Annotated in this window: 18 protein-coding genes; 2 read left to right on the top strand and 16 right to left on the bottom strand. The window is 63.0% G+C overall.

Going from position 1 to position 20192, the window contains the following annotated elements; translation table 11 throughout:
- Positions 1 to 127: 127 nt before the first annotated feature.
- From BerOc1_RS18625 to BerOc1_RS18600, 6 genes are all read right to left on the bottom strand, one after another.
- A complete protein-coding gene (locus BerOc1_RS18625) occupies positions 128 to 793 on the bottom strand; it encodes an adenylate kinase (protein ID WP_071547413.1) in 666 nt (221 codons plus the stop codon).
- A 95-nt stretch (positions 794 to 888) separates the two neighbouring features.
- On the bottom strand, positions 889 to 1899 hold the full coding sequence (tilS, locus tag BerOc1_RS18620) for a tRNA lysidine(34) synthetase TilS (protein WP_071547412.1): 1011 nt from the start codon (positions 1897 to 1899) through the stop codon (positions 889 to 891).
- Position 1900: 1 nt separating this feature from the next.
- The gene (locus BerOc1_RS18615) at positions 1901 to 2248 is read right to left on the bottom strand and encodes a hypothetical protein (RefSeq protein WP_071547411.1); all 348 of its coding nucleotides are present in this window, start codon (positions 2246 to 2248) and stop codon (positions 1901 to 1903) included.
- Entirely contained in the window at positions 2248 to 3618 is a 1371-nt protein-coding gene (gene hemA, locus BerOc1_RS18610; protein WP_071547410.1) for a glutamyl-tRNA reductase, read from the bottom strand. The genes BerOc1_RS18615 and hemA overlap by 1 nt, the downstream gene beginning before the upstream one ends.
- Positions 3615 to 4427, bottom strand: coding sequence for a cytochrome C assembly family protein (locus BerOc1_RS18605; RefSeq protein ID WP_071547409.1), 813 nt, complete (start codon positions 4425 to 4427; stop codon positions 3615 to 3617). Before BerOc1_RS18605 ends, hemA begins: the two co-directional genes overlap by 4 nt.
- Positions 4414 to 5091 carry a precorrin-2 dehydrogenase/sirohydrochlorin ferrochelatase family protein gene (locus BerOc1_RS18600; protein WP_071547408.1) on the bottom strand — a complete coding sequence of 226 codons (678 nt, stop codon included), beginning with the start codon at positions 5089 to 5091 and terminating at the stop codon, positions 4414 to 4416. The genes BerOc1_RS18605 and BerOc1_RS18600 overlap by 14 nt, the downstream gene beginning before the upstream one ends.
- Positions 5092 to 5194: 103 nt before the next feature.
- On the opposite strand from BerOc1_RS18600, the gene BerOc1_RS18595 reads away from it, so the two are divergent.
- A complete protein-coding gene (locus tag BerOc1_RS18595; RefSeq protein WP_071547407.1) occupies positions 5195 to 6445 on the top strand; it encodes a glycosyltransferase family 9 protein in 1251 nt (416 codons plus the stop codon).
- Positions 6446 to 6449: 4 nt separating this feature from the next.
- Positions 6450 to 7721 carry a CgeB family protein gene (locus BerOc1_RS18590; protein WP_071547406.1) on the top strand — a complete coding sequence of 424 codons (1272 nt, stop codon included), beginning with the start codon at positions 6450 to 6452 and terminating at the stop codon, positions 7719 to 7721.
- Positions 7722 to 7789: 68 nt separating this feature from the next.
- Here the strand turns inward: BerOc1_RS18590 and BerOc1_RS18585 are convergent, their stop codons facing one another.
- From BerOc1_RS18585 to xerD, 10 genes are all read right to left on the bottom strand, one after another.
- On the bottom strand, positions 7790 to 9013 hold the full coding sequence (locus tag BerOc1_RS18585) for a replication-associated recombination protein A (protein ID WP_071547405.1): 1224 nt from the start codon (positions 9011 to 9013) through the stop codon (positions 7790 to 7792).
- Positions 9010 to 9750, bottom strand: a complete 741-nt coding sequence (locus BerOc1_RS18580; protein WP_071547404.1) for an RsmE family RNA methyltransferase — start codon at positions 9748 to 9750, stop codon at positions 9010 to 9012. The genes BerOc1_RS18585 and BerOc1_RS18580 overlap by 4 nt, the downstream gene beginning before the upstream one ends.
- A 47-nt stretch (positions 9751 to 9797) precedes the next feature.
- Entirely contained in the window at positions 9798 to 11036 is a 1239-nt protein-coding gene (gene lysA / locus BerOc1_RS18575; protein ID WP_071547403.1) for a diaminopimelate decarboxylase, read from the bottom strand.
- A gap of 89 nt (positions 11037 to 11125) precedes the next feature.
- Positions 11126 to 11572 (bottom strand): hypothetical protein, encoded by a 447-nt coding sequence (locus BerOc1_RS18570; protein ID WP_071547402.1) that lies wholly within the window; start codon positions 11570 to 11572, stop codon positions 11126 to 11128.
- Between the two features lie 3 nt (positions 11573 to 11575).
- Positions 11576 to 14182, bottom strand: a complete 2607-nt coding sequence (gene mutS / locus BerOc1_RS18565; protein ID WP_084641780.1) for a DNA mismatch repair protein MutS — start codon at positions 14180 to 14182, stop codon at positions 11576 to 11578.
- Between the two features lie 45 nt (positions 14183 to 14227).
- Positions 14228 to 15373, bottom strand: coding sequence for a tetratricopeptide repeat protein (locus tag BerOc1_RS18560; protein WP_071547400.1), 1146 nt, complete (start codon positions 15371 to 15373; stop codon positions 14228 to 14230).
- 10 nt (positions 15374 to 15383) lie between these two features.
- Positions 15384 to 15746 carry a LapA family protein gene (locus BerOc1_RS18555; protein WP_071547399.1) on the bottom strand — a complete coding sequence of 121 codons (363 nt, stop codon included), beginning with the start codon at positions 15744 to 15746 and terminating at the stop codon, positions 15384 to 15386.
- 10 nt (positions 15747 to 15756) lie between these two features.
- Positions 15757 to 16245 (bottom strand): HIT family protein, encoded by a 489-nt coding sequence (locus BerOc1_RS18550; protein ID WP_071547398.1) that lies wholly within the window; start codon positions 16243 to 16245, stop codon positions 15757 to 15759.
- 128 nt (positions 16246 to 16373) lie between these two features.
- Positions 16374 to 19061: a CBS domain-containing protein gene (locus BerOc1_RS18545; protein ID WP_071547397.1), complete on the bottom strand. Its 2688-nt coding sequence runs from the start codon at positions 19059 to 19061 to the stop codon at positions 16374 to 16376.
- Positions 19062 to 19086: 25 nt separating this feature from the next.
- On the bottom strand, positions 19087 to 20010 hold the full coding sequence (gene xerD / locus BerOc1_RS18540) for a site-specific tyrosine recombinase XerD (protein ID WP_071547396.1): 924 nt from the start codon (positions 20008 to 20010) through the stop codon (positions 19087 to 19089).
- Positions 20011 to 20192 lie beyond the last annotated feature (182 nt).

The raw sequence follows: 20192 nt of genomic DNA, 5'->3' as shown, positions 1-20192 counted from the left end.
GAAGGGGGAAAGGGAAGCCCTTTACAAAGGGTTCCCTTTCCCCCTTCCCCCGGCCGCCGGAGGCGGGTGACAAAAAAAGCCCCTCCGGATCGGCCGGAGGGGCTTTTTAGAGTCGATCAATCAGCGGCTAGTCGAGCTGGCTGATGAGGTATTCCTTGATCTCGTTGATGGACTTCTCGCCGTCGAGTTCGATGTACTTGAAGTCGGCGTCCTTGAGATTCTTGAAGTAGTTGCAGGCGGCCATGGTGCCTGTCTTGTCATCGTAGTAGATGTTGTGGCGCACGTCGATGGCGCCCTCGTCCTGGTCGTCCTGGCGGGCGGTCAGGGCACCGCCGCAGACGCGGCACTTGTCGCCGTCGGGAGCGATGGCCGGGATGCCGACGTTGTTGGGGTGGTTCGGGTTGTTCTCACAGAGACGGCGGCCCATGATGCGGCCCTTGGCGATCTCGCGGGGCAGCTTGATCTCGATGACGTAGTCCAGCTTCACGCCGTCCTTCTGCAGGGCTTCCCAGAGCTTTTCGCCCTGAACCAGGGAGCGGGGGAAACCGTCCAGGAGCCAGCCGCTCTTGGAGTTGGAAAGCACATCCAGGACCATGGGAATGGTGATATCATCAGGAACCAGTTCGCCCTTGTTGATGTACTCCTTGGCCTTCATGCCCAGCTCGGTGCCGCCGCCGATGTGCTTGCGGAAGATGGCGCCGGACTCGATGTGGTCCAGTTTGTACTTGTCCTTGGCGATGTCGCCCTGGGTGCCTTTACCGGAGCCGTTGGGGCCGAAAATCAGAATATTCATAGTTCCTCCTGATGATAAAAAAGCGAAATGCCGACTGGCCATTCCGACACATTGTGCAAAAGATCACATGCTCTTATACCGGGCCAGCCAGGAAGTCAATGCTTGGGGGAGAAAACCACGCCCGATGCGGTGATGGTGGCGGTCTTGTCGCCCGGAAACTGGAAGACGGCGGAGTTGCGCTTTTCTCGCCAGGCCTCGTCCAGCTTGAACAAAGTGTCGGCCAGGGCCTGACCTGGTCCGAGGCGGTCCAGGCACGCCTTGTACAGGTGCAGGCGCTCGGCCTTGTGCAGGGACTTAAGGCGGGTATTATCCAGATTTTCACAAGCGCCGGACTCAAGACCGTCCCAGAAATCCTGTTCCACGCGGCCGATGCGCCACAGCCGGGCCACGGACTGCCAGAAGGCCGGGTTCTCCTTCTCGATGAGCGGCAGAATTTCGTTGCGCACGCGGTTGCGGGTCATGGTCGGATCGGCGTTGGACGCGTCCTCGCGCCAGCCCGTGCCCACGTGGGTGACGAACGCCCTGAGCGTGGACTTGGGGATGAGCAGCAGGGGGCGGATCAGGGCGCGCAAAGGATCGTAGCCGGGCATGCCGGACAGGCCGGGCCAGCCCGCGCCCCGGATCAGACGCATGAGCACGTCCTCGCTCAGGTCGTCCAGCTGGTGGCCCAGAGCCACATAGTCGTAGCCGCCGGATTCGCGCAGCGCGGCGTAAAGGCGGTAGCGCGCCTCGCGGCCGGCCTCCTCGAGTCCCACGCCGCGCTCCTCGGCCAGCCGGGCCACGTCGCATGATTCGACCACACAGTCGATGCCGAGGTTCTCGCACAGGGAGCGGGCAAAGGCGGCGTCTCCGGCGGATTCCGGGCGCAATTGATGGTCGAGATGGGCCGCGCCGACCGTGAAGTCCACGCGTTTGGAAAGATAGTGCAGGACCAGCAACAGGGCGGTGGAATCCACGCCGCCGGACAGGCCGACCAGGACACGGCGTCCATCCAGGTCGATACCAAGTTCCTCTTCGACGAACCGGCCCGCGTACAGGCAGAAATGCGCCCACTTGGGCAGGAGGTCCTGCAGGGTCTGAGGGATGTCGGCGGGCGCGCTGGTCATGCTACACGGAGACTTCCAGCTCCTCGATAAACTGGTCGAGGTATTCGATCATGTGCCTGCGCTGGGCCGAGTCGGCGTAGGACACGCAGGAGCAGCGGATCTTGTTCCGGGCCCGGACGAGCAATTCCATGCGCAGACTGTTCTGGTCCGGCGACTCCACGGCCTCCAGGGCCATGAAATAGGGGCCGCATTCGCCCAGGTGAGCCTTCTGTTCGCCCTGGAGCAGGTCCTCGGGCAGGGGCAGGTAGTAGATGCCGTCGATGGAGCCGCGCAGGCCGAGTTCGTCAAATGCGGCGAGGACGGTCTTGTAGTCCTTGTCGTTCAGGTCGTCGATGAGATAGGTGCGCATTATTGCTCCTTTTTCGAAATCTCGATGTACTGCTCGATGTCCTCGGGGGCGCAGGACGCCGGCTTGCGGTCCAGGTGGGCGTTGTCCGGCACGGACTCGTCGTCCAGGTTGAACATGCGCCGCGCCAGGTCGATGAACCGCTCGGCCGAACCTTCTTCCTGGGTGCGGCGCTTCAGGAAACAGATGGGCTCGTGCAGGGACTTGTGGGCGATGGACAGGACCAGGCGCTCCAGGGCGTTGCGGGTCTTGTCGTCCACCGGGCCGATCTTCTTGAGCGTCTTGGCCAGCTCACGCATGGCCACGTCCTCGGCATTGCCGACCAGATCCACGATGGTGGGCTGGATGTTCAACGAGTTGAGCCAGTTGCCGAACGTCTCGGTCTCAAGGTCCACCACTGTGCGGGCCTTGGAGGCCTCTTCCTGGCGCTGGGCCATGTTCTCGTCCACCACTTCCTTGAGGTCGTCGATGTCGTAGAGATAGACGTTGTCCAGGGTGTTGACGTCAGGGTCGATATCGCGCGGCACCGCGATGTCGATGAAGAACATGGGCTTGTTCTTGCGCTTGCGGAGCACGGCCTTGACGTCTTTCGCCTTGATGACGGACACCGGGGAGCCGGTGGAGGAGATGACGATGTCCACCTCGTGCAGCCGGTCCGGCATGGCCTCGATCTGGATGGGCTCGCCCCCCAGGCTGGCGGCCAGGGCCTTGGCCCGGGACAGGGTGCGGTTGGCGATGATGATTTCCTGGACCCCGTTACGCAGCAGGTGCATGGCGGCCAGCTCGGCCATCTCGCCCGCGCCGACCAGCATGGCCCTGGTGGGCTTGAGGTCCCCGAATATCTTGCGGGCCAATTCCACGGCCGCATAGCTGATGGACACCGCGCTCGAGGCGATGGCCGTCTCGGTGCGGATGCGCTTGGCCACGGAAAAGGACTTGTGCAGCAGCCGGTTGACGATGGTCTTGGCCGTGCCCTTGTCCACGGCGGCCCGGTAGGCGTCCTTGAGTTGGCCGAGAATCTGCGGCTCGCCCATAACCATGGAGTCCAGGGACGAGGCCACGGTGAAGATGTGCCTGACCGCTTCCAGGTCGGCGTACTGGTAGATGTTGTCCATCAGCTGCTCGGGCCGGCCGTTGCACGCCCCGGCCCAGTACTGGACCACGGCGGCCATGGCTTCGGCCACCGGCCCTTTTTTGACCACGGCCACGATCTCCACCCGGTTGCAGGTGGACAGGGCCATACACTCCTGCACGGGACAGTGGACCATGAGGCCCTGTTCGAAATTCTCGACGTCGGTCAGGGCGAATTTCTCACGCACTTCCACGCCCGCCGTGCGGTGGTTCAGGCCAATAAGGATTATCTGCTTGTTCATGGTGCCGCCCTGAAGGTGATGGCGTGGTGAATGAGAGAGACGCACATCCCGGCAAAGACCCAGATGGCCAGGATGGCCGGTTTACGTCCACGCCAGCCGAGCACCACACGCTGATGAAAGAGGAAGGCGTAGAGGAACCAGACCGCCAGGGAGCCGATCTTCATGATGTCCCAGGCGAAGGGCTTGAACGGGGCGATCAGGTACCAACTGAAGGTGGAGAAGATGCCCAGGGTGTAGAGCGGGAACCCGATCAGCACGGCCCAGCGGTTGACGGTGTCGAACTTGTCCAGGGACGGGACGGCGTTGCCCATGGCCGACAGCCCTTCCTTGGTCTTGAGCTTGCGGTTGTAGTAGAGGAAGGCGAGGCCCGCGCCGAAGGCCATCATCAATGCGCCGAGCGTGAGCACGAGCGAGCCGATGTGCAGGCCGAAGAACAAGGCGGTCAGCCTCGGCGGCCAGACGACCCGGATGCCGCCCATGGCCAGCGAGGCGATGAACAGCAGCAGAGCGAAGGGCAGGGCGGTGATGGCCAGGTATTCGAGGCGCAGCCGCCACCAAAGGAAGAAATACAGGGCCAGGGCGCACCAGCCGATGATGTTGAAGTAGAAATTGCCGCCGCCCAGAACGGCCGGATCATGGCTCAGGGTCAGCCCCAGGTCCACGGTATTGAAGGTGAAGCCGAGGACGGCCAGCCAGATGGCGATGCGCTTGAGCCTGTCGTTCTCCGTGAACACGGAGGTCAGGAACAGCACGGTGCCGAGCGCGTAGAGCGCCGCGATAACGATGTGGAGCGATTCAAACAAGCCCATCAAGCAACTCCGGAATGTTGTCGTGCAACGGGTCGGGCAACGATTCTTTAAGAATTTCCGTGGCCGCGTCAAGGTCGTGACCCTTCAGGGCGTCGAGCAGAGCGGAATTGACCAGGGAGCGGAAGACCGCCGTGTTGTCGGCCGTGGTCAGGCCCAACGAGAGCATGAGCGGCCGGATGCGGCCCATGGCGGTCAGCAGGTTGGCGTACTCGTCACCGAAACTCTCCTGCAATTCCTTGCGGATGCGCTTGGCCATGGCCGGGCTGCGGCCCGCCGTGGAGATGGCCACCGTCAAATCCCCGCGCTTGACCGTGGCGGGCACGATGAAGCTGCACTTCTCGGGCTGGTCCACGATGTTGCACAGGATGCCCCTGTCACGGCACAGATTGCTGATGCGCCAGTTGACTTCCTCGGAGGAGGTACAGGCGATGACCAGAAATTTCCCGTCCAGGTCCGTGTCCGCGAACTCGCGGCAGAGGAAATCCACGTTGGGCAGGGCCGTGACCGAGTCGAATTCCGGCCCCGGCTCGCGGGTGTCGATGATGGTCACGCGACCGGCCCCGGAATCGATCAGGGACTGGATCTTGCGCTTGCCGACCTCGCCCGCGCCGACCACCAGGCAGCCCTTGTTTTCCAGGTTCACGAAGATGGGGTAATATCGCATGGGTCTTGATAACCAATGCGCGCAATCATGTAAAATGGGAAATTGTCCGGTTCTTGCAAGAATCACAGGAATTACGCTAGTGTTTTGACGCGCGCGACACAACATGAAGAATTACCTCGTCATACAACTCGCCCGGTTCGGGGACCTGATCCAGACCAAGCGGCTGCTGGGGACCCTTGCGGCACGCCCCGGGGCCACGGTCCACCTGTGCCTGGACGCCTCCCTGGCACCCCTGGCCCGGCTGGTCTATCCCGACGTGGTCCTGCACCCGATCACGGCCCACGGCACGGGACTGAGCGACGGCCAGGCCTCGCTCAAGATGCTCCTGGACAACCGGCAGGTCTTCGCCGACCTGGCGGCCATGGACTTCGAGACCATCTACAACCTGAATTTCTCGGGCCTGAACTTCCGCCTGGCCGCCATGTTCGATCCGGAAAGGGTGGAGGGGTACGCCTGGCGCAGCGGCCAGGAGATCATCGGCCGGTGGCCCGCCATGGCCATGCGCTGGTCCGGTTTCCGCCGACTGGGCATGAACCTGGTGGACTTCTGGGGCGCGTACTGCCCGGACATGCTCCCCGCGTCCGCGATCAACCCCGAGGCCACGCCCAAGGGCGGCGGCATCGGCGTGGTCCTGGCCGGACGCGAGTCCCGACGCTCCCTGCCCGCGCCGCTGCTCGCCCGGATCGCGGCCACCCTGGCCGGTTCGCGCAAAGCCCGGTCCATCAAACTCCTGGGCGGACAGGCCGAACGCGCGGCAGGGCAGGCCGTGACCAAGGAGTTGCCCGCGAACCTGCAATCCATGACCGAGAACCTGGCCGGGAAGACGGACTGGCAAGAGCTCGTAAACATCGTCGGCGGCCTGGACCTGCTGATCACCCCGGACACCGGAACCATGCACCTGGCCGCCCACCTGGGCACGCCGGTGACCGCCTTTTTCCTGTCCTCGGCCTGGTGTTTCGAGACCGGCCCCTATGGCCTCGGGCACACGGTTTATCAGGGAGTGACCGACTGCCTGCCGTGCCTGGAGACCGCGCCGTGCCAGGAAAACGTCAAATGCCTGAACGGGTTCGCGGACCCGGGACTCCGCCGCTTCCTGGTCACGGGCAAGGCCGAGCACGCGCCGGAGGGGATTCTGGCCCTGCACACCGCCTTCGACGGTCTGGGCCAGACCTACGTGCCCTTTGCCGGGACCGACGCGGACGCGTCCAGGCGGACCGTGCTGCGCGATTTTCTCCTCCACCACCTGACCGGCGCGGAGCCGCGTTTCGACCGGCTGGAACAGGCCTTCGCCCAGCAGCTCTACCGGGAAAAGGATTGGATGACCGCTGAACAGCCCTCGAAGACACAGGAATAACCGTATGCAAACGTTGCGCATTCTCGTCGTTCTGCCGCTCTATGGCGGCTCCTTGCCCATCGGCCGGTACGTGGCCTCGGCCCTGAAGCAGGAAGGGCATCTGGCCGAGGTCTTCGAGGCCCCGGACTTCTACCCGGCCTACACCGCCCTGAACGATCTCAAAGTGACCACGGACCGTTTGGATTACTTGCAGAATTCCTTTCTGAACGTGGTCAGCCAGGCCGTTCTGGCCAAGGTCGAGACCTTTGAGCCGGATCTGGTCCTGGCCATGGCTCAGGCCCCGCTCAATCCCCAGGCCCTGAAACGGCTGCGGCGCGACGGGGTGGCCACGGCCATGTGGTTCGTGGAAGACCACGACCTGTTCACCTACTGGAAGTCCTTCGCGCCCCTGTACGACGTCTTTGCCGTGATCCAGAAAGGGCAATTCTTCGAGGATCTTGCGGCCATCGGTCAAAATAACGCGCTGTACCTGCCCCTGGCCGCCCAGCCGGATTTCCACCGACCCATGGAGTTGAGCCCGGTGGAGCGGCGCAAGTTCGGCTCCGAAGTCTCGTTCATGGGCGCGGGCTATCCCAACCGGCGCAAGGCCTTCCACGAACTGGTCAATTTCGATTTCAAGATATGGGGTACGGAGTGGGAGGGCGATCACGTGCTCGAGCCGCTGCTCCAACTCAAGGGCGCACGCGTAACTCCCGAGGAATGCGTGAAGATTTTCAACGCCACCGCCATTAATTTGAACCTTCATTCGTCCATCCAGGCCGACGAACTGGTCACCTTCGGCGACTTCGTCAACCCGCGCACCTTCGAGCTGGCCGCCTGCGGAACGTTCCAACTGGTGGACAGGCGCACTCTCATGGACGAGGCGTTTGCCGAGAACGAGTTGGCGATCTTCTCATCCATTGAAGAGCTTATCGAAAAGATTGAATATTTTTCCTCGCGGCCCGAAGAACGCCAGGCCTTTGCCGACCGGGCGCGGGCCCGAGTCCTCAAGGAGCATACCTATGCGCAGCGCATGCGCACTCTGCTGAAATTTACTGCCGAGCGGATTCCTGGCTGGCCCAAACGCCGCGAAGGCTCCCCGGTTTTCGGCCAGGACTTTCCGCCCGAATTGCAGGCGGACATCCGGACGCTCCTGGCCCGGTTGGGACTGCCCGAGGACGTGGCTTTCGAGGACCTGGTCTGGGCCGTCCGCCAGCAGCAGGGCAGGCTGGACGATCTGGATACGGCCATCCTCTTCCTGGACGAGTGGCGAAAACTGTACAGGAAACAGTCCTGAAAAAGCTAAGGTTGTTCATGAAGAAAAAACCTAGTTGAAAATTCAACCAGGCTTTTTCATTGCGGAAATTATCGCTGCTTCTTGAACTGCCGTAGCCATGCGTTGAGCCGGGGTTCCTCGCCCTGATCCTTGGGATGGTAGAACTTGCGGCCCAGCAGTTCGCTCGGCAGATAGTCCTGGTCCGCCCATCCCTTGGGGAAGTTGTGCGGATAGAGATAGCCGCGCCCGTAGCCCCATTCCCGTTGCAGGGAGCTGGTGGCGTTGCGCAGGTGCAGGGGAACCGCCCGGGTGCCGTTCTCCCGAACCTCCTTCTGGGCGGTGCGGTAGGCGGCGTAGGTGGCGTTGCTCTTGGGCGCCAGGGCCAGGTACACGGTGGTCTGGGCCATGGGGATGAGTCCTTCGGGCATGCCGATGGCTTCCACAGCCTGATGGCAGGCCACGGCCTGGTTCAGGGCGAACGGGTCGCCGAGCCCCACGTCCTCGGTAGCCGAGATAATCAGCCGCCGGGTGACGAAACGCGGGTCCTCGCCGCTCTCCAGCAGACAGGCCAGATAGTACAGGGCCGCGTCCGGGTCTGAGCCACGAATGGACTTGATCATGGCCGAGACTAGTTCATAATGGGAGTCGCCGTCGCGGTCGCCCCGGACCACGATCTCGGGCAGGGACTCGCGCAGGCACTCGGGGCACCGCCTCTCCTTGGGCAGCTCCGCCGTGTATTCCAGTAAATTCAATAGAGTTCGAGCATCGCCCCCGGCCATGGCCGCGAGCATCTTGTGGCTCTCTTCCTCGAGCTCCACGCCCAGTTCCTGAGCCCCACGATGGGACACGCCCACCAGTTCCTCGCGGCTGAGCTGGCGCAGGCGCAGGACGTGCAGCCGGGAGAGCAGCTGCCGGGTGACGCTGAAGGAAGGGTTCTCGGTGGTGGTGGCCAGCAGGGTGATCTCGCCGCTCTCCAGGATGGGCAGAAAGAAGTCCTGCTGGGCCTTGGAGAAACGGTGCAGCTCGTCGAGGATGAGGATTTCCTGGCCGGGCAGCATCTTGCGCAGGGCGGTCAGGCCTGCCTCGGGCGCACTGACCCGCAGGTATTTCTTGCCCGTCAGCTGGGCCAGAAGCAGGGCCAGGGTGGACTTGCCGCAGCCGGGCGGGCCGAAGAGCAGGAGGCTGGGCATGCGCTTGGACTGGGCAAAGGCGTCGATCCGGTTGCGGATGTGGCCCTGGCCCACGAAATCGTCCATGGTGGCCGGACGAATCCTGTCGGCAAGCGGTTGGCTTTCTTCTATTTCCAGCTTCATGACCTGTCCTGTGCGCCGAACATGGCGAGACTCAGGCAATATACGGCGGCGGTCTCCCAGCGCAGGATGGAGGGCCCGAGCGTCACCGGGACGAATCCGGCTCCGATAAGCCTGTCCGCCTCGGCCGGGTCAAAGCCGCCTTCCGGTCCAACTACTACAAGAGTGCGTCCTTTGGAAAGCATGTCGGGCGCCAGGGGCGTGTCGGCCTCCCCAGCCTCCCAGGCCAGATAACAGTGGTCGAACCCCCCGGCCAGTGCCAGGAGCCCGCCCACGCCGCCGGACACGGTCTCGAGTTCGGGCAACCGGACGGCCCCGCATTGCTTGGCCGCCTGGATGAACTTTTCGTTCCAGGCCGCCTTGGGATCTTTGGGCAGCCCCCCCTGGCTGCGCACGGCCTGCCAGAAGATCACGCCGTTTCCCTGAAGTTCGACGATTTTTTCCAGCAGATAGTCCCGGCGCTTGGACTTGCCCCAGCCGATGGCCAGGGTCAGGCCGCCTTCGGGAGCAGGGTGCTCGGCCAGTTCCACGGCCTCGAGATCGGCCCGGTTTTTGGCGATGTCGCGCACCGTGAAGAGCCCGTCGTGTCCCTGCCCGTCAAAGAGCCGGACCGTCTGCGCCTTTTCCGTGCGCAGGATGGTGCCCATGTGCCGGGCTTCGGGGCCGCTCAGGCGAACCACGTCGCCCGCGCGGGCGGGCCATTGGTCGGGGGGCAGGAAAAATGTGTTCAGTCGCGCCATATTTAGACCCGAAAAAAAAGGCCGGGGGGAACCCCCGGCCGGTTAGGCTAGAGTTCGTTCATTATGAGATCATCATACGTCTCTCGCCTGCGGGCGACAATGACCTTGTCGCCGTCCACGAGCAGTTCGCAGGCGCGCGGCCTGGAGTTGTAGTTGGACGACATGGTGAAGCCGTAGGCCCCGGCCGAGTAGCAGACCAGCCGCTCGCCCTGTTTCACGGCGGGCAGCTCACGGTCGCGGGCCAGGAAGTCGCCGGACTCGCAGATGGGACCGACCACGTCAAAGACCTTGGGCTCGCGGCCCTTTTGCTCCACTTCCTCGATGCGATGGTAGGAGCCGTACAGGCTCGGCCGGATCAGGTCGTTCATGGCCGCGTCCACGATCAGGAAATTCTTGGTCGGGTTGGACTTGGTGTAGACCACCTCGGTGACCAGGATACCCGCGTTACCCGCGATGACCCGGCCCGGTTCCAGGATGACCTTGAGCTGCAGCCCCTTGAGCTTGTCGCTCAGCGCCTTGCCGAACTCGGCGGGGTGTGGCGGCTCCTCCTCGTTGTAGGGGATGCCCAGGCCGCCGCCCAGGTCCAGGTACTTGATCTCGATGCCGATGTCCTTGAGCCGAGCGTGGAAGGCCAGAAGCTTGTCCAGGGCCTCAAGGAACGGGTCAAGGCTGGTCAGCTGGGAGCCGATGTGGCAGTCCATGCCCACGGGCTCGATGTTCTCGAGTTCGGCGGCCCGCTTGTAGGCCTCCATGGACAGGTCGATGTCCAGGCCGAACTTGTTCTTCTGCATGCCGGTGGAGATGTACGGGTGGGTCTGCGGGTCCACGTCCGGGTTGATGCGGAAGCTGACGCGCGCGGTGGTGCCCATTTCCCCGGCAACCTGGTTGATCCTCTCCAGTTCGGCCATGGACTCCACGTTGAACATGAGGATGCGGGCCTCCAGGGCATCGCGAATCTCGGAGTCACGCTTTCCCACGCCGGAATAGACGATGCGGCTGGCATCCACGCCGGCCTGAAGGGCGCGGTAGAGTTCGCCGCCGGAGACGATGTCCATGCCCGCGCCTTCCCGGGCCAGCATCTTGAGCACGGACAGGTTGGAGTTGGCCTTGACCGAAAAGCAGGTCAGATGGTCAAGCTCGTCAAAGGCGGAATCAAAGGCCTTGAAATGGCGCTTGAAGGTCGCCGCGGAATAGATATAGAGCGGGGTGCCGTACTGCTTGGCCAGTTCCGTGACGCTCACCTCTTCGGCAAACAGCACGCCGTCCCGATGTTCGAAATGATGCATATGATTCGATCTCCTGATAAAGATGTATGGGGATCAATACGCCTTATGTAACGATATCATCCAATACTTTTGCCATATAAAAGAGCGGCTCACGGTTCGGCCATGTACACGTCGGTGTACTGCATCCGCATGGTCGGAATCTCGCTCTTGCCGGACACCTGAAAGCGGTACTCCACGCCGGGTTCGAGCCCGCAGATGCCCAGTTTCAGGACATTGCCCTGAAGGTCGAAGCCCTGCTGGTCGCGGGTGAAATGTTTTGCCTCGCGGGGGACGAACGGGCAGCCGACGCAGCCCTGGCCCTCTTCATCTCCCACGGGTTCGTAGAGCACGCTGGCGCGCCACAGGCGTTCCACCGCGCCCGACACGCCCACCCGCAGGACCAGGCAGTCGTCAATGCGCTCGCCGTCCATGAGCTTCAGGTTGAACCTATCCTCGCTCCGGGTGGCCTCGGGCCACTGCTTGCGGCCCAGGGCGCACCCGGCCAGCACGGCCAGGGCGAAAAGGAGCAGGGTGGTGGCGGCAACGGATTTACGCATGGGTCAGTCCTTGATCATGTCCTTCCACTGATTGAGCAGCATCAGCGCCTGGATGGGGGTCATGTCGTCCACGTCCAGGTCCGTGAGCTGGGTGATGATCGGGTGTTCGCACAGCTCGCGGTCCACCTTGATGGGGGGCGCGCCGAAGCCGGGCAGCAGGGTCTGGGACGCCCGGTCCACGGCCCCGCCAGCCTGGCTATCCTGCGATTTTTCTTCCAGTTCCGCAAGGATTTCCCGGGCGCGCTCGACCACGGGGCGGGGCACGCCTGCCAGGCGGGCCACCTCGATGCCGTAGCTGCGGTCGGCCGGACCGGGAACAAGCCTGCGTAAAAAAACAATATCCCCTTTCCATTCCTTGACCGCGATGTTCAGGTTGCGCAGCCCTTCGATCTTGCCTTCCAGGCCGGTCAACTCGTGGTAGTGGGTGGCGAACAGGGTGCGCACCGAGCCGCCCGCGCGGGTGGACAGCTCCTCGACCACGGCCCAGGCAAGGGACAGGCCGTCGTAGGTGCTGGTGCCGCGCCCGATCTCGTCCAGGATGACCAGACTCCTTTTGGTGGCCTGCCGGAGGATACGCGCTGTCTCGGTCATCTCGACCATGAAGGTGGAGTGGCCCTGGGCCAGGTTGTCAGAGGCCCCCACGCGGGAGAAGACGCGGTCCGCCAACCCGATGCGCGCACTGGTGGCCGGGACGAAAGAGCCGATCTGGGCCATGATGGTCATGATGGCCACCTGGCGCAGGACCGTGGACTTACCGGCCATGTTCGGGCCGGTGATGAGCAGGATGCGGCGGCCCTCGTCCATGCGCAGGTCGCCGGGGATATAGTTGGACGCGCCCATGGCCGCCTCGACCACCGGGTGACGTCCCTGCTCGATCTCGATGTCCAGTCCCTCGTGCAGGACGGGGCGGGTCCACTCGTTGACCCGCGCGGCCTCGGCCAGCCCCTGCCAGTAGTCCAGGGAGGCGACCACGTCGGCCATGAACAGGAACCGGGAGCGGGCTTTGGCCAGGCGTTCGCGCAGCTCCTGGAACAGCTTGTATTCCAAGCTCTTGCGTTCTTCAGACGCGGAGATGATCCGGTCCTCCATCTCCTTGAGTTCCGGAGTGATGTAACGCTCGCTGTTGACCAGGGTCTGGCGGCGGATGAAATGGTCCGGAACCTGGCCCTTGTACGCCTTGGAGACCTCGAAATAGTAGCCGAAGACCTTGTTGAAGCCGAGCTTCAGCTTGGGGATGTCGTTCTTGGCCAGTTCCGCTCGGTGCAGGGCCTTGAGCCGGTCCTCGCCGTGCTCATTGAGCTCGATGAGTTCGTCGAGCACCGGGTCGTACCCCTTGCGGAACAGGCCGCCGTCCGTGATCACGGGCGGGGGGCTGTCCACCAGGGCGGCGTCGAGCAGGGAGCACAGGTCGTCCATGGCGTCCCACTTGCCAGCGATGCGCTTGAGCTCCGGGGCCGCGTCCAGGTTCTCCCCGTCCAGCAGGGTGTGGAGCAGGGGAAGCTGGGACAGGCTGCGGCGCAGGGCGATGAAATCCTTGGGGTTGGCCCGGCCCAGGAAGATGCGCGTGGACAACCGTTCCAGGTCATAGACCGAATCCAGGCCGTGACGGATGTCGGCGCGCAGCCGGTCGCGCTCGAACAGGAAGGCCACGCACTCCTGGGTCTTCTCGATGGGCGCGAGGTTGCGCCACGGCTGGCGCAGACGGGCCTCGAGCAGGCGGCCGCCCATGGGCGTCATGGTCCGATCCATGACCTGCCACAGGGTACCGAGCCCGGTCCGGCCGTCAAGCCGCCGAAAAATTTCGAGATTGCGCTCGGTGACCTCGTCCAGCAGCAGATGCTTGCCGAGGTTCAGCGGCTTGAACTCGCCCAGGTGGCCGAACTCGCCCTTCTGGGTCTGGTCCAGGTAGGTGAGCAGGGCGCCGCAGGCCCGGACCAGTTCGTTCTTGCCCGCCAGGCCGAGGCTGTCCAGGTCGACCGCGTGCTGGGCCTCGAGGATGCGGTTGCGCGCCCCGGCCAGGTCGAAGAAGGTGCCCGGGGCCACGCCCGTGACCTGTCCCGCCAAGTCGCCGAACTGGGGCGGGACCTTGACGCCCTGGGGCAGGAGCAGTTCGCTCGGGTTGATCTTGACCATCCACTGCCACAGCTCGGGCTCCTTGCGGCTGTACAGCCCGGACCACTGGCCCGTGGAGAAGTCCAACCAGGCGATGCCCCCCGCGTCCTTGGCGCTGTCCCAGTAGAACGCGCCCAGGTAGTTGTTGGCCTTGGACTTGAGGTTGGAATCCTCGACCACGGTGCCGGGCGTGAGTACGCGGGTCACGTCGCGCTTGACCAGCCCCTTGGCTTCCTTGGGGTCTTCGATCTGATCGCAGATGGCGATCTTGTAACCCTTGTCGAGCAACTGGCTCAGGTACGGCTCCACCGAATGGTGGGGCATGCCGCACATGGGAATGGGGTTCTCGTCGTTGGGGTTGCGGCTGGTCAGGGCGATCTGGACCGCCCGGGACACGACCTCAGCGTCCTCGAAAAACAATTCGTAGAAGTCGCCCATGCGGAAGAACAGCAGGCAGCCCGGATTCTCCTCCTTGAAGCGGAGGTACTGCTCGAGCATGGGAGTCAGTTTTCTTTGTGCCACGAGATAGTTGATGCGCTGTCTTTATTCGGTGATGTCGGTTCGAAAGGCAATGGAATGCCAGCTGTGGCAGCGCGGACAGTTGAAGAATACCTGGTCGCGCTTCAGGCCGCAGTGGCGGCAGAAGAATCGCCGGACCCGCCGGGCCCGGCCGAGGAAAAAGGAAAGCTGCTCCTTGAAAAAGGGCGTCAGCGTCTGGTCGGCCCTGGAGAGGTCGAAAAGCTCCAGGCGGGCCTGCCAGAAATCGGCGTTGAGCATGAGCGCCTTCTCGCACCAGGACCGGGCGTTGTCCGTGTCCTCGACCCGCAGCAGGAGCATGGCACCGTAATAGAGCAGCAGAACGTCCGGCTCCTGGGTCTCGATGACGGGCACCACCGCCTCGACCACCTTCTCGTCCGGGCACGCCCTGGACCACTCGGTTTCCTCGCCGAAGGAGTTGACCCGGGCCTTTTCCGCCTGATCGAGGGCCAACAACAGCCCTTCGAACAGGACGAAGCGCAGTTCCGGGGCCAGACGTTCCAGGGCCTGGGCCAGGACGTCGCCGACCTTGCCAGCATTGCCCGCCTTGTAGGCCTGGGTCATCTGCTCGAGCCAGGCCTCCACCGAACCGGGATAGGCCCGGATGGCGTGACGCAGGGCGCGGTTGCCCTGGGAAACGTTGCCCTCGGCGAAACGGTCCTTGGCCAGGCGGACCAGATAGTGCGCCTGGGGCAGGGGCAGGTCGAGCTGGCCGTAGGATTCGGCGGCCTTCTCGAAGTCACCGCGCTCGGCCGTGAGCCGGGCCATCTCCCGGTGGATGGAGATGGGGTCCTGCCCCAGGGAGCGAGCCTCGTGAAAGGCCTTTTCCGCCCGGTCCAGGAACCCGGCGCGACGGAAGTCCCGGCCCAGTTCGAACCAGGCGCGGGCCTTGAACTCGCGGTCCAGCCCCGGCCTGACGATAAGGCTGTTTCTGATCTGGATGGCGCGCTCGATCTCGCCCTGTGAACGGTACAGGCTGCCGAGCGCGAGGTAGATTTCAACCGCTTCGGGGTCGTTCTGGACGACCTTGCTGAGTTCCTCGATGGCCGCGCGGGTGTCCTGCACAGGGGGAGACTCGCCGTTGCCCGACATACGGACCCGGTCCAGGAGGGCGCCTTGCGCCTTTTTGCGGTTGAAGATGTTCCAGCCCATGAAGTGCCGCCTAGAGGGCGTCCTCTTCCTTAGTGGTTTCGGTGGAGGCGTAGGAGGGCTCCTCGCTGATAGGCATGTTGCGCAGGGAATTGAGCTCCTGCTCCAGGCTGGCCATGCGGGTGCGGCATTCCTTGAGCTTGGAGGCGCCGCGGAACTTGTCCACCGCGAAATAGATCAGGGTCAGCAGCGAGCCGGCCACGAAGGCGAGCAGGATCAGGAAGCCGAAGGGCAGGGGAATGGAGTGCAGGGTGGCCACATAGGGAATATCGAGGATCAGCGTCAGTTCCTGCAGCAGGACATCGTTGTTCTGGCTGAAGAAAAAGATGGAAAAGACGAAAAGCGCTAACAGAAACAGGACCTTGATAAAACGCATGCGGTTCTCCTTAAGCGGTGATTGCATCGAACAGCGGCTTGAGGCGGCTGTAGGTTGAGGACAGGTGTTCGGGGATGACCGTGGTCTCGCCGAAGACGGCCATAAACGAAGCGTCCCCGTTCCAGCGGGGAACAATCTGAAAATGCATGTGCTGGGCGATGCCGGAGCCGGCCGCCTCGCCCAGATTGAGTCCCATGTTGATCCCGTGGGGGGTGAAGGCGTCTTCCAACACCTGGACGCTCCGCCTGATCCACAACATGCAGTCGTTGGACTCTTCCAAAGTCAAATCCGTCAGGTTGCTCACATGACGGTAGGGGGTGACCATGAGGTGCCCGTTGTTGTACGGGAACTTGTTCATGATCACGAAACAATGCTCGCCACGGGCGAGAATGCACCGCTCCTCGTCCTCGTCCGTGCCCTCGGGAATACAGAATACGCACTCCTCGGGTTTGGGTCCGAGAATATATTCAAGACGCCAGGGCGCCCACAAGACATCCATGATCCACTTCCAGTTACAGTTCAAGCCGGTCGCGGCGTTTCGGCCCGAGGTCGAACAGGTCCGCGCATACTTACCAACATCTTGATTTTCTACACGGCTTGCCAGCCGAGGGCAAGAGGGGAAAGCGTCTAGTCTCCGTTCTCGCTCTCAAGACTCGCCGACAATTCCTTATTCAATTTTTTCGCCAGATTCAATTGGTCGTGGCGGGTTTCGGCCCGGCCGTCGATCTTGGCGGTCATCAGCCTGTCCAGAATGGTCGTGTAGATCGGTCCGGGTTCGATGCCGATATTCTTGAGATCCTTGCCGTTGACCTCGATGTCGACATACTGCAACCGCGCGAGGTATTGGGAAATATTGCGCCGGATGTATTCCTTGCGGCTGCGCGCCATGAGGAACAGGATGCCCTCCACCGGGATGGGATGGAGGATCTTGTACAGCCGGCTCAGGCGCGAATGCCCCTCCTTCCAGCCCATGAGCTTCATCAGCGCCTCGCCGATCATGTCACGCAGATGGAGGAAGTCCCGCTCCTCCTTTTGGGTGAAATGGAGTCGCCCGGTCACCTGGCCGATCTCGTCCCGCTTGATGCCCGCGGTCATGCCCAGGATGTAGAGTTTCCACGGGACCACGGCCGGGTCCAGGTAGAGGAGCTTGTACCAGTTGTGGACCTTGACCAGCTCGGTCAGGATCTGAATCCGCTCCCTGTCCAGGGAAAGCAGGGGGTGGATGGCCTCCATGATGCCCAGTTCCTGCATGCGCAGCAGACAGGCCAGCGGGTCGCCCTCGTTCATGATCGACTGCAACTCGTGCATGACCCGGGTCCCGGAGAGCTTGCTGAACAGCTTGAGGCCGAGCGCATTTTTGATCAGCCGCATGGTCTGGCCGCCGATCTGGAAGTCGAAGCGCCGCTCGAAACGGATGGCCCTCAGGATACGGGTGGGGTCCTCCACGAAGCTCAGGGAATGGAGCACGCGGATGGTCCGGTTGCGGATGTCCCGCTCGGCCCCGAAAAAGTCCACCAACTGGCCGTAGCGGCCCGGATTGATGCGCAGGGCCAGGGCGTTGACCGTGAAATCGCGGCGGTACAGGTCCATCTTGATGGACGAGAGCTCAACCGTGGGCAGGGCGGCAGGGTATTCGTAATATTCCAGCCGGGCCGTGGCCACGTCCACCCGCTGGCCGTCGTCCAGGATGACCACGGCGGTCTTGAACTTGGAGTGCGCCTTGACCCGGCCCCCGAGCTTGGCCGCGAACCGCTTGGCAAAGGTGATGCCGTCGCCCTCGACCACCAGGTCCAGGTCCAGGTTGGGCCGACCCAGCAGGATGTCGCGCACGAAGCCGCCCACGGCGTAGACCTCCCAGCCGATCTCCGCACCCAGTTCGCCCGCTTCCTTGAGCAGATCGAGCATTCGCTGGGGCAGCCGGTTCTTGACCTGGGCCGCGATGTTCCGCTCCCTGCGGTGGTCCGGCATGAGCGAATCCGGGATGCGCGCGGGCTCCTCGATGAGCATGTTCATGAGGTCCGTGCGGGTGATGACACCGACCAAGTCGCCGTTTTCCACCACGGGCAGCATGCGCTGGCGGTTGCTCAGGATGATCTCCATGACCCGGTAGAGATCGGTCTTGGCCTCCACGGTCTCGAACGTTCTGGTCATGTATTCGCTCAACCCCACGCCGTCCAGGTGGTGGGAGACGGCCTTGTCCGCGATCTGCTGGCCGATGATGCCGATGCAGCGCATGCTGTCCCTTTCCACCACGGGCACGTCCTTGAGCCCGTAGCGGCTCATCAGTTCCAGGGCGTCGGCCATGGTCTTGTCGCCCTCGATGACCACGGGCGGCCGGGACATGAGGGATTCTACCACGATCTGCGGATTGATCTGGGAGTAGAACAGGGCGAACAGGTCGTCGCGCACCTCGGCCAGGGTGCGGTCCTTGACCGTGGCCGAGGCCGCCGCGTCGTGCCCGCCGCCGCCCAGGGACGAACAGATGCGGCCCACGTTGACGTCCGGGTTCTTGGACCGGGCCACCAGGTGGATGCGGTCGGCCATGCGTCCCAGGGCGAAGACCACCTTGATCTTTTCCATGTCCATGAGCTTGTGGACCAGCAGGGCGAAGTCGGGCACGAACTTGTCCGTGGACATCTCGGTGATAACCACGTCCACGCCGTGAATGTCGTAGGTCTTGGCGTTCTTGAATAATTCGCCGAGATAGGTGACCTGTTCGGCGGACAGTTCGTGGGACAGCAGGTCGGTGATGACCTCGATGTCCATGCCCTGGGACTTGAGCCAGCCCGCGGCCTCGAAATCCCGGGGCGTGGTGGTGTTGAAGCCGAAGGAGCCGGTGTCCTCGTAGATGCCGATGCCGAGCAGGGTGGCCTCTTCCGTATTCAGGGTCAGGCCGCGCGCCATGATCTCGTGCGTGATGATGGTCGTGGTGGAGCCCCACTCGCGGACCACGCTCTTCTCGGCGGGCAGGTCCTCTTCGCTGTCCGGGTGGTGGTCGTAGAGGTGGATGCGCAGCCCCTCGTTGTCCAGCACGGAGCGGACGTGGGGAATGCGCGACCGCTGGCGGGTGTCCACGACCACCAGCAGCTTCACGGACTCGGGCTCGATGTCCTTGAAGGCCTTGAAATTGAAGAGATAGGTTGTGCTCTCGATGAAGAAGTTACGCAGGCTGGATTCCTGGCTGCCCGGGAAGATGAGCACCGCGCCCGGATAGAGCTTGCTGGCCGCGACCATGGCCCCCAAGGCGTCGAAGTCCGCGTTGGCGTGGGCCGTGATCACGGTCGGAGCCTGTATCTTTTCCTGCTTATTTTTCATTTTGTATTCTGCGTTGTTGAGATGATCACATGGATGATCGCGGGTGGAACTTCCGGTGCAGGGTCTTGAGCCGGTTGGCCTCGACGTGGGTGTATATCTCGGTGGCGCTGATGTCCGCGTGGCCCAGAAGGATCTGCACGGTGCGCAGGTCCGCGCCGCCCTCCAGCAGGTGGGTGGCGAAGGAGTGGCGGAAGGTGTGCGGCGAGATGGACCGCTTTATCCCGGCGGCCTCGGCGTATTTCTTGATCAGCTTCCACACGCCCTGGCGGGTCAGCCCCTTGCCCGATCGGTTCAGAAACATGAAGTCCTCGCGCGGCTTGAAGCCGGGGCGGGTGAACTCAAGATAGCGGTTGAGGAAATCCTGGGCCGTGTAGTGGATGGGAATGAGCCGGTCCTTGGATCCCTTGCCGAAGACCTTGAGCATGCCCACCTGCGGATCGTAGTCCAGGACCTTCATGCCGATCAGTTCGGAGACGCGCAGCCCCGCCGCGTAGAGCAGCTCCAGCATGACCTTGTCGCGCATGCCGAGCGGGGTGGAGGTGTCGGGCAGGGCGAGGATGCGGGAAATCTCCTCGCGGCTGAGAAATTCCGGGAGCTTGCGCGGCAGCTTGGGGTTTTCCAGAAGCTGGCCCGGGTCTTCCCTGTACCATTTCTCGCCCACGGCGAAGGCGAAGAACCCGCGCAGGGAGGAGAGGTGCCGGGCCAGGGAACGGCTCTTCAGGCCTCGCGCCCGCAGATGGGTCAGGTAGAGGAACAGGGTTCTGTCCGTCAGATCCTTCAGGGCGAAGGACTTGTCCTCCAGGAAGGCGAGCAGGGACCCCAGGTCGTTGGCGTAGCCGGTCAGGCTGTTCTCGGACAACCCCTTTTCGATCAGCAGGTGCTCAAGATACCTGTCCACCCACGGGTGGCTGTACTCATTGATGTTTTTTTCTTTGTCTGGGCGCGCCATGATCACTGCCGGACCGGTTTGATACTATTAAAGTATTGGATAATATCCACGGGAAAAGGGTATCTGCCACACTGCATGGAAACCGAGCACGGCTGCCTCCATCCTTGCTAACAAGGTGAGGGTCAAAGCGCAATGGTTCGCATTGACACAGGGTCATGCCCCCATTATGAAAGTGCTTCAAT

Source organism: Pseudodesulfovibrio hydrargyri (assembly GCF_001874525.1).
GTDB lineage: Bacteria > Desulfobacterota > Desulfovibrionia > Desulfovibrionales > Desulfovibrionaceae > Pseudodesulfovibrio > Pseudodesulfovibrio hydrargyri.
Note: the sequence above shows the minus strand (reverse complement) of the source record. Positions and strands in the feature narration are given on the sequence as shown.

Coding starts and splice junctions, on each gene's coding strand:
- BerOc1_RS18605 (WP_071547409.1), bottom strand. CDS start 4,427: ATGGGCTTGTTTGAATCGCTCCACATCGTTATCGCGGCGCTCTACGCG.
- hemA (WP_071547410.1), bottom strand. CDS start 3,618: ATGAACAAGCAGATAATCCTTATTGGCCTGAACCACCGCACGGCGGGC.
- BerOc1_RS18555 (WP_071547399.1), bottom strand. CDS start 15,746: ATGCGTTTTATCAAGGTCCTGTTTCTGTTAGCGCTTTTCGTCTTTTCC.
- BerOc1_RS18545 (WP_071547397.1), bottom strand. CDS start 19,061: ATGAAAAATAAGCAGGAAAAGATACAGGCTCCGACCGTGATCACGGCC.
- lysA (WP_071547403.1), bottom strand. CDS start 11,036: ATGCATCATTTCGAACATCGGGACGGCGTGCTGTTTGCCGAAGAGGTG.
- mutS (WP_084641780.1), bottom strand. CDS start 14,182: ATGCTCGAGCAGTACCTCCGCTTCAAGGAGGAGAATCCGGGCTGCCTG.
- BerOc1_RS18615 (WP_071547411.1), bottom strand. CDS start 2,248: ATGCGCACCTATCTCATCGACGACCTGAACGACAAGGACTACAAGACC.
- BerOc1_RS18595 (WP_071547407.1), top strand. CDS start 5,195: ATGAAGAATTACCTCGTCATACAACTCGCCCGGTTCGGGGACCTGATC.
- BerOc1_RS18550 (WP_071547398.1), bottom strand. CDS start 16,245: ATGGATGTCTTGTGGGCGCCCTGGCGTCTTGAATATATTCTCGGACCC.
- xerD (WP_071547396.1), bottom strand. CDS start 20,010: ATGGCGCGCCCAGACAAAGAAAAAAACATCAATGAGTACAGCCACCCG.
- BerOc1_RS18580 (WP_071547404.1), bottom strand. CDS start 9,750: ATGGCGCGACTGAACACATTTTTCCTGCCCCCCGACCAATGGCCCGCC.
- BerOc1_RS18590 (WP_071547406.1), top strand. CDS start 6,450: ATGCAAACGTTGCGCATTCTCGTCGTTCTGCCGCTCTATGGCGGCTCC.
- BerOc1_RS18600 (WP_071547408.1), bottom strand. CDS start 5,091: ATGCGATATTACCCCATCTTCGTGAACCTGGAAAACAAGGGCTGCCTG.
- BerOc1_RS18625 (WP_071547413.1), bottom strand. CDS start 793: ATGAATATTCTGATTTTCGGCCCCAACGGCTCCGGTAAAGGCACCCAG.
- tilS (WP_071547412.1), bottom strand. CDS start 1,899: ATGACCAGCGCGCCCGCCGACATCCCTCAGACCCTGCAGGACCTCCTG.
- BerOc1_RS18570 (WP_071547402.1), bottom strand. CDS start 11,572: ATGCGTAAATCCGTTGCCGCCACCACCCTGCTCCTTTTCGCCCTGGCC.
- BerOc1_RS18560 (WP_071547400.1), bottom strand. CDS start 15,373: ATGGGCTGGAACATCTTCAACCGCAAAAAGGCGCAAGGCGCCCTCCTG.
- BerOc1_RS18585 (WP_071547405.1), bottom strand. CDS start 9,013: ATGAAGCTGGAAATAGAAGAAAGCCAACCGCTTGCCGACAGGATTCGT.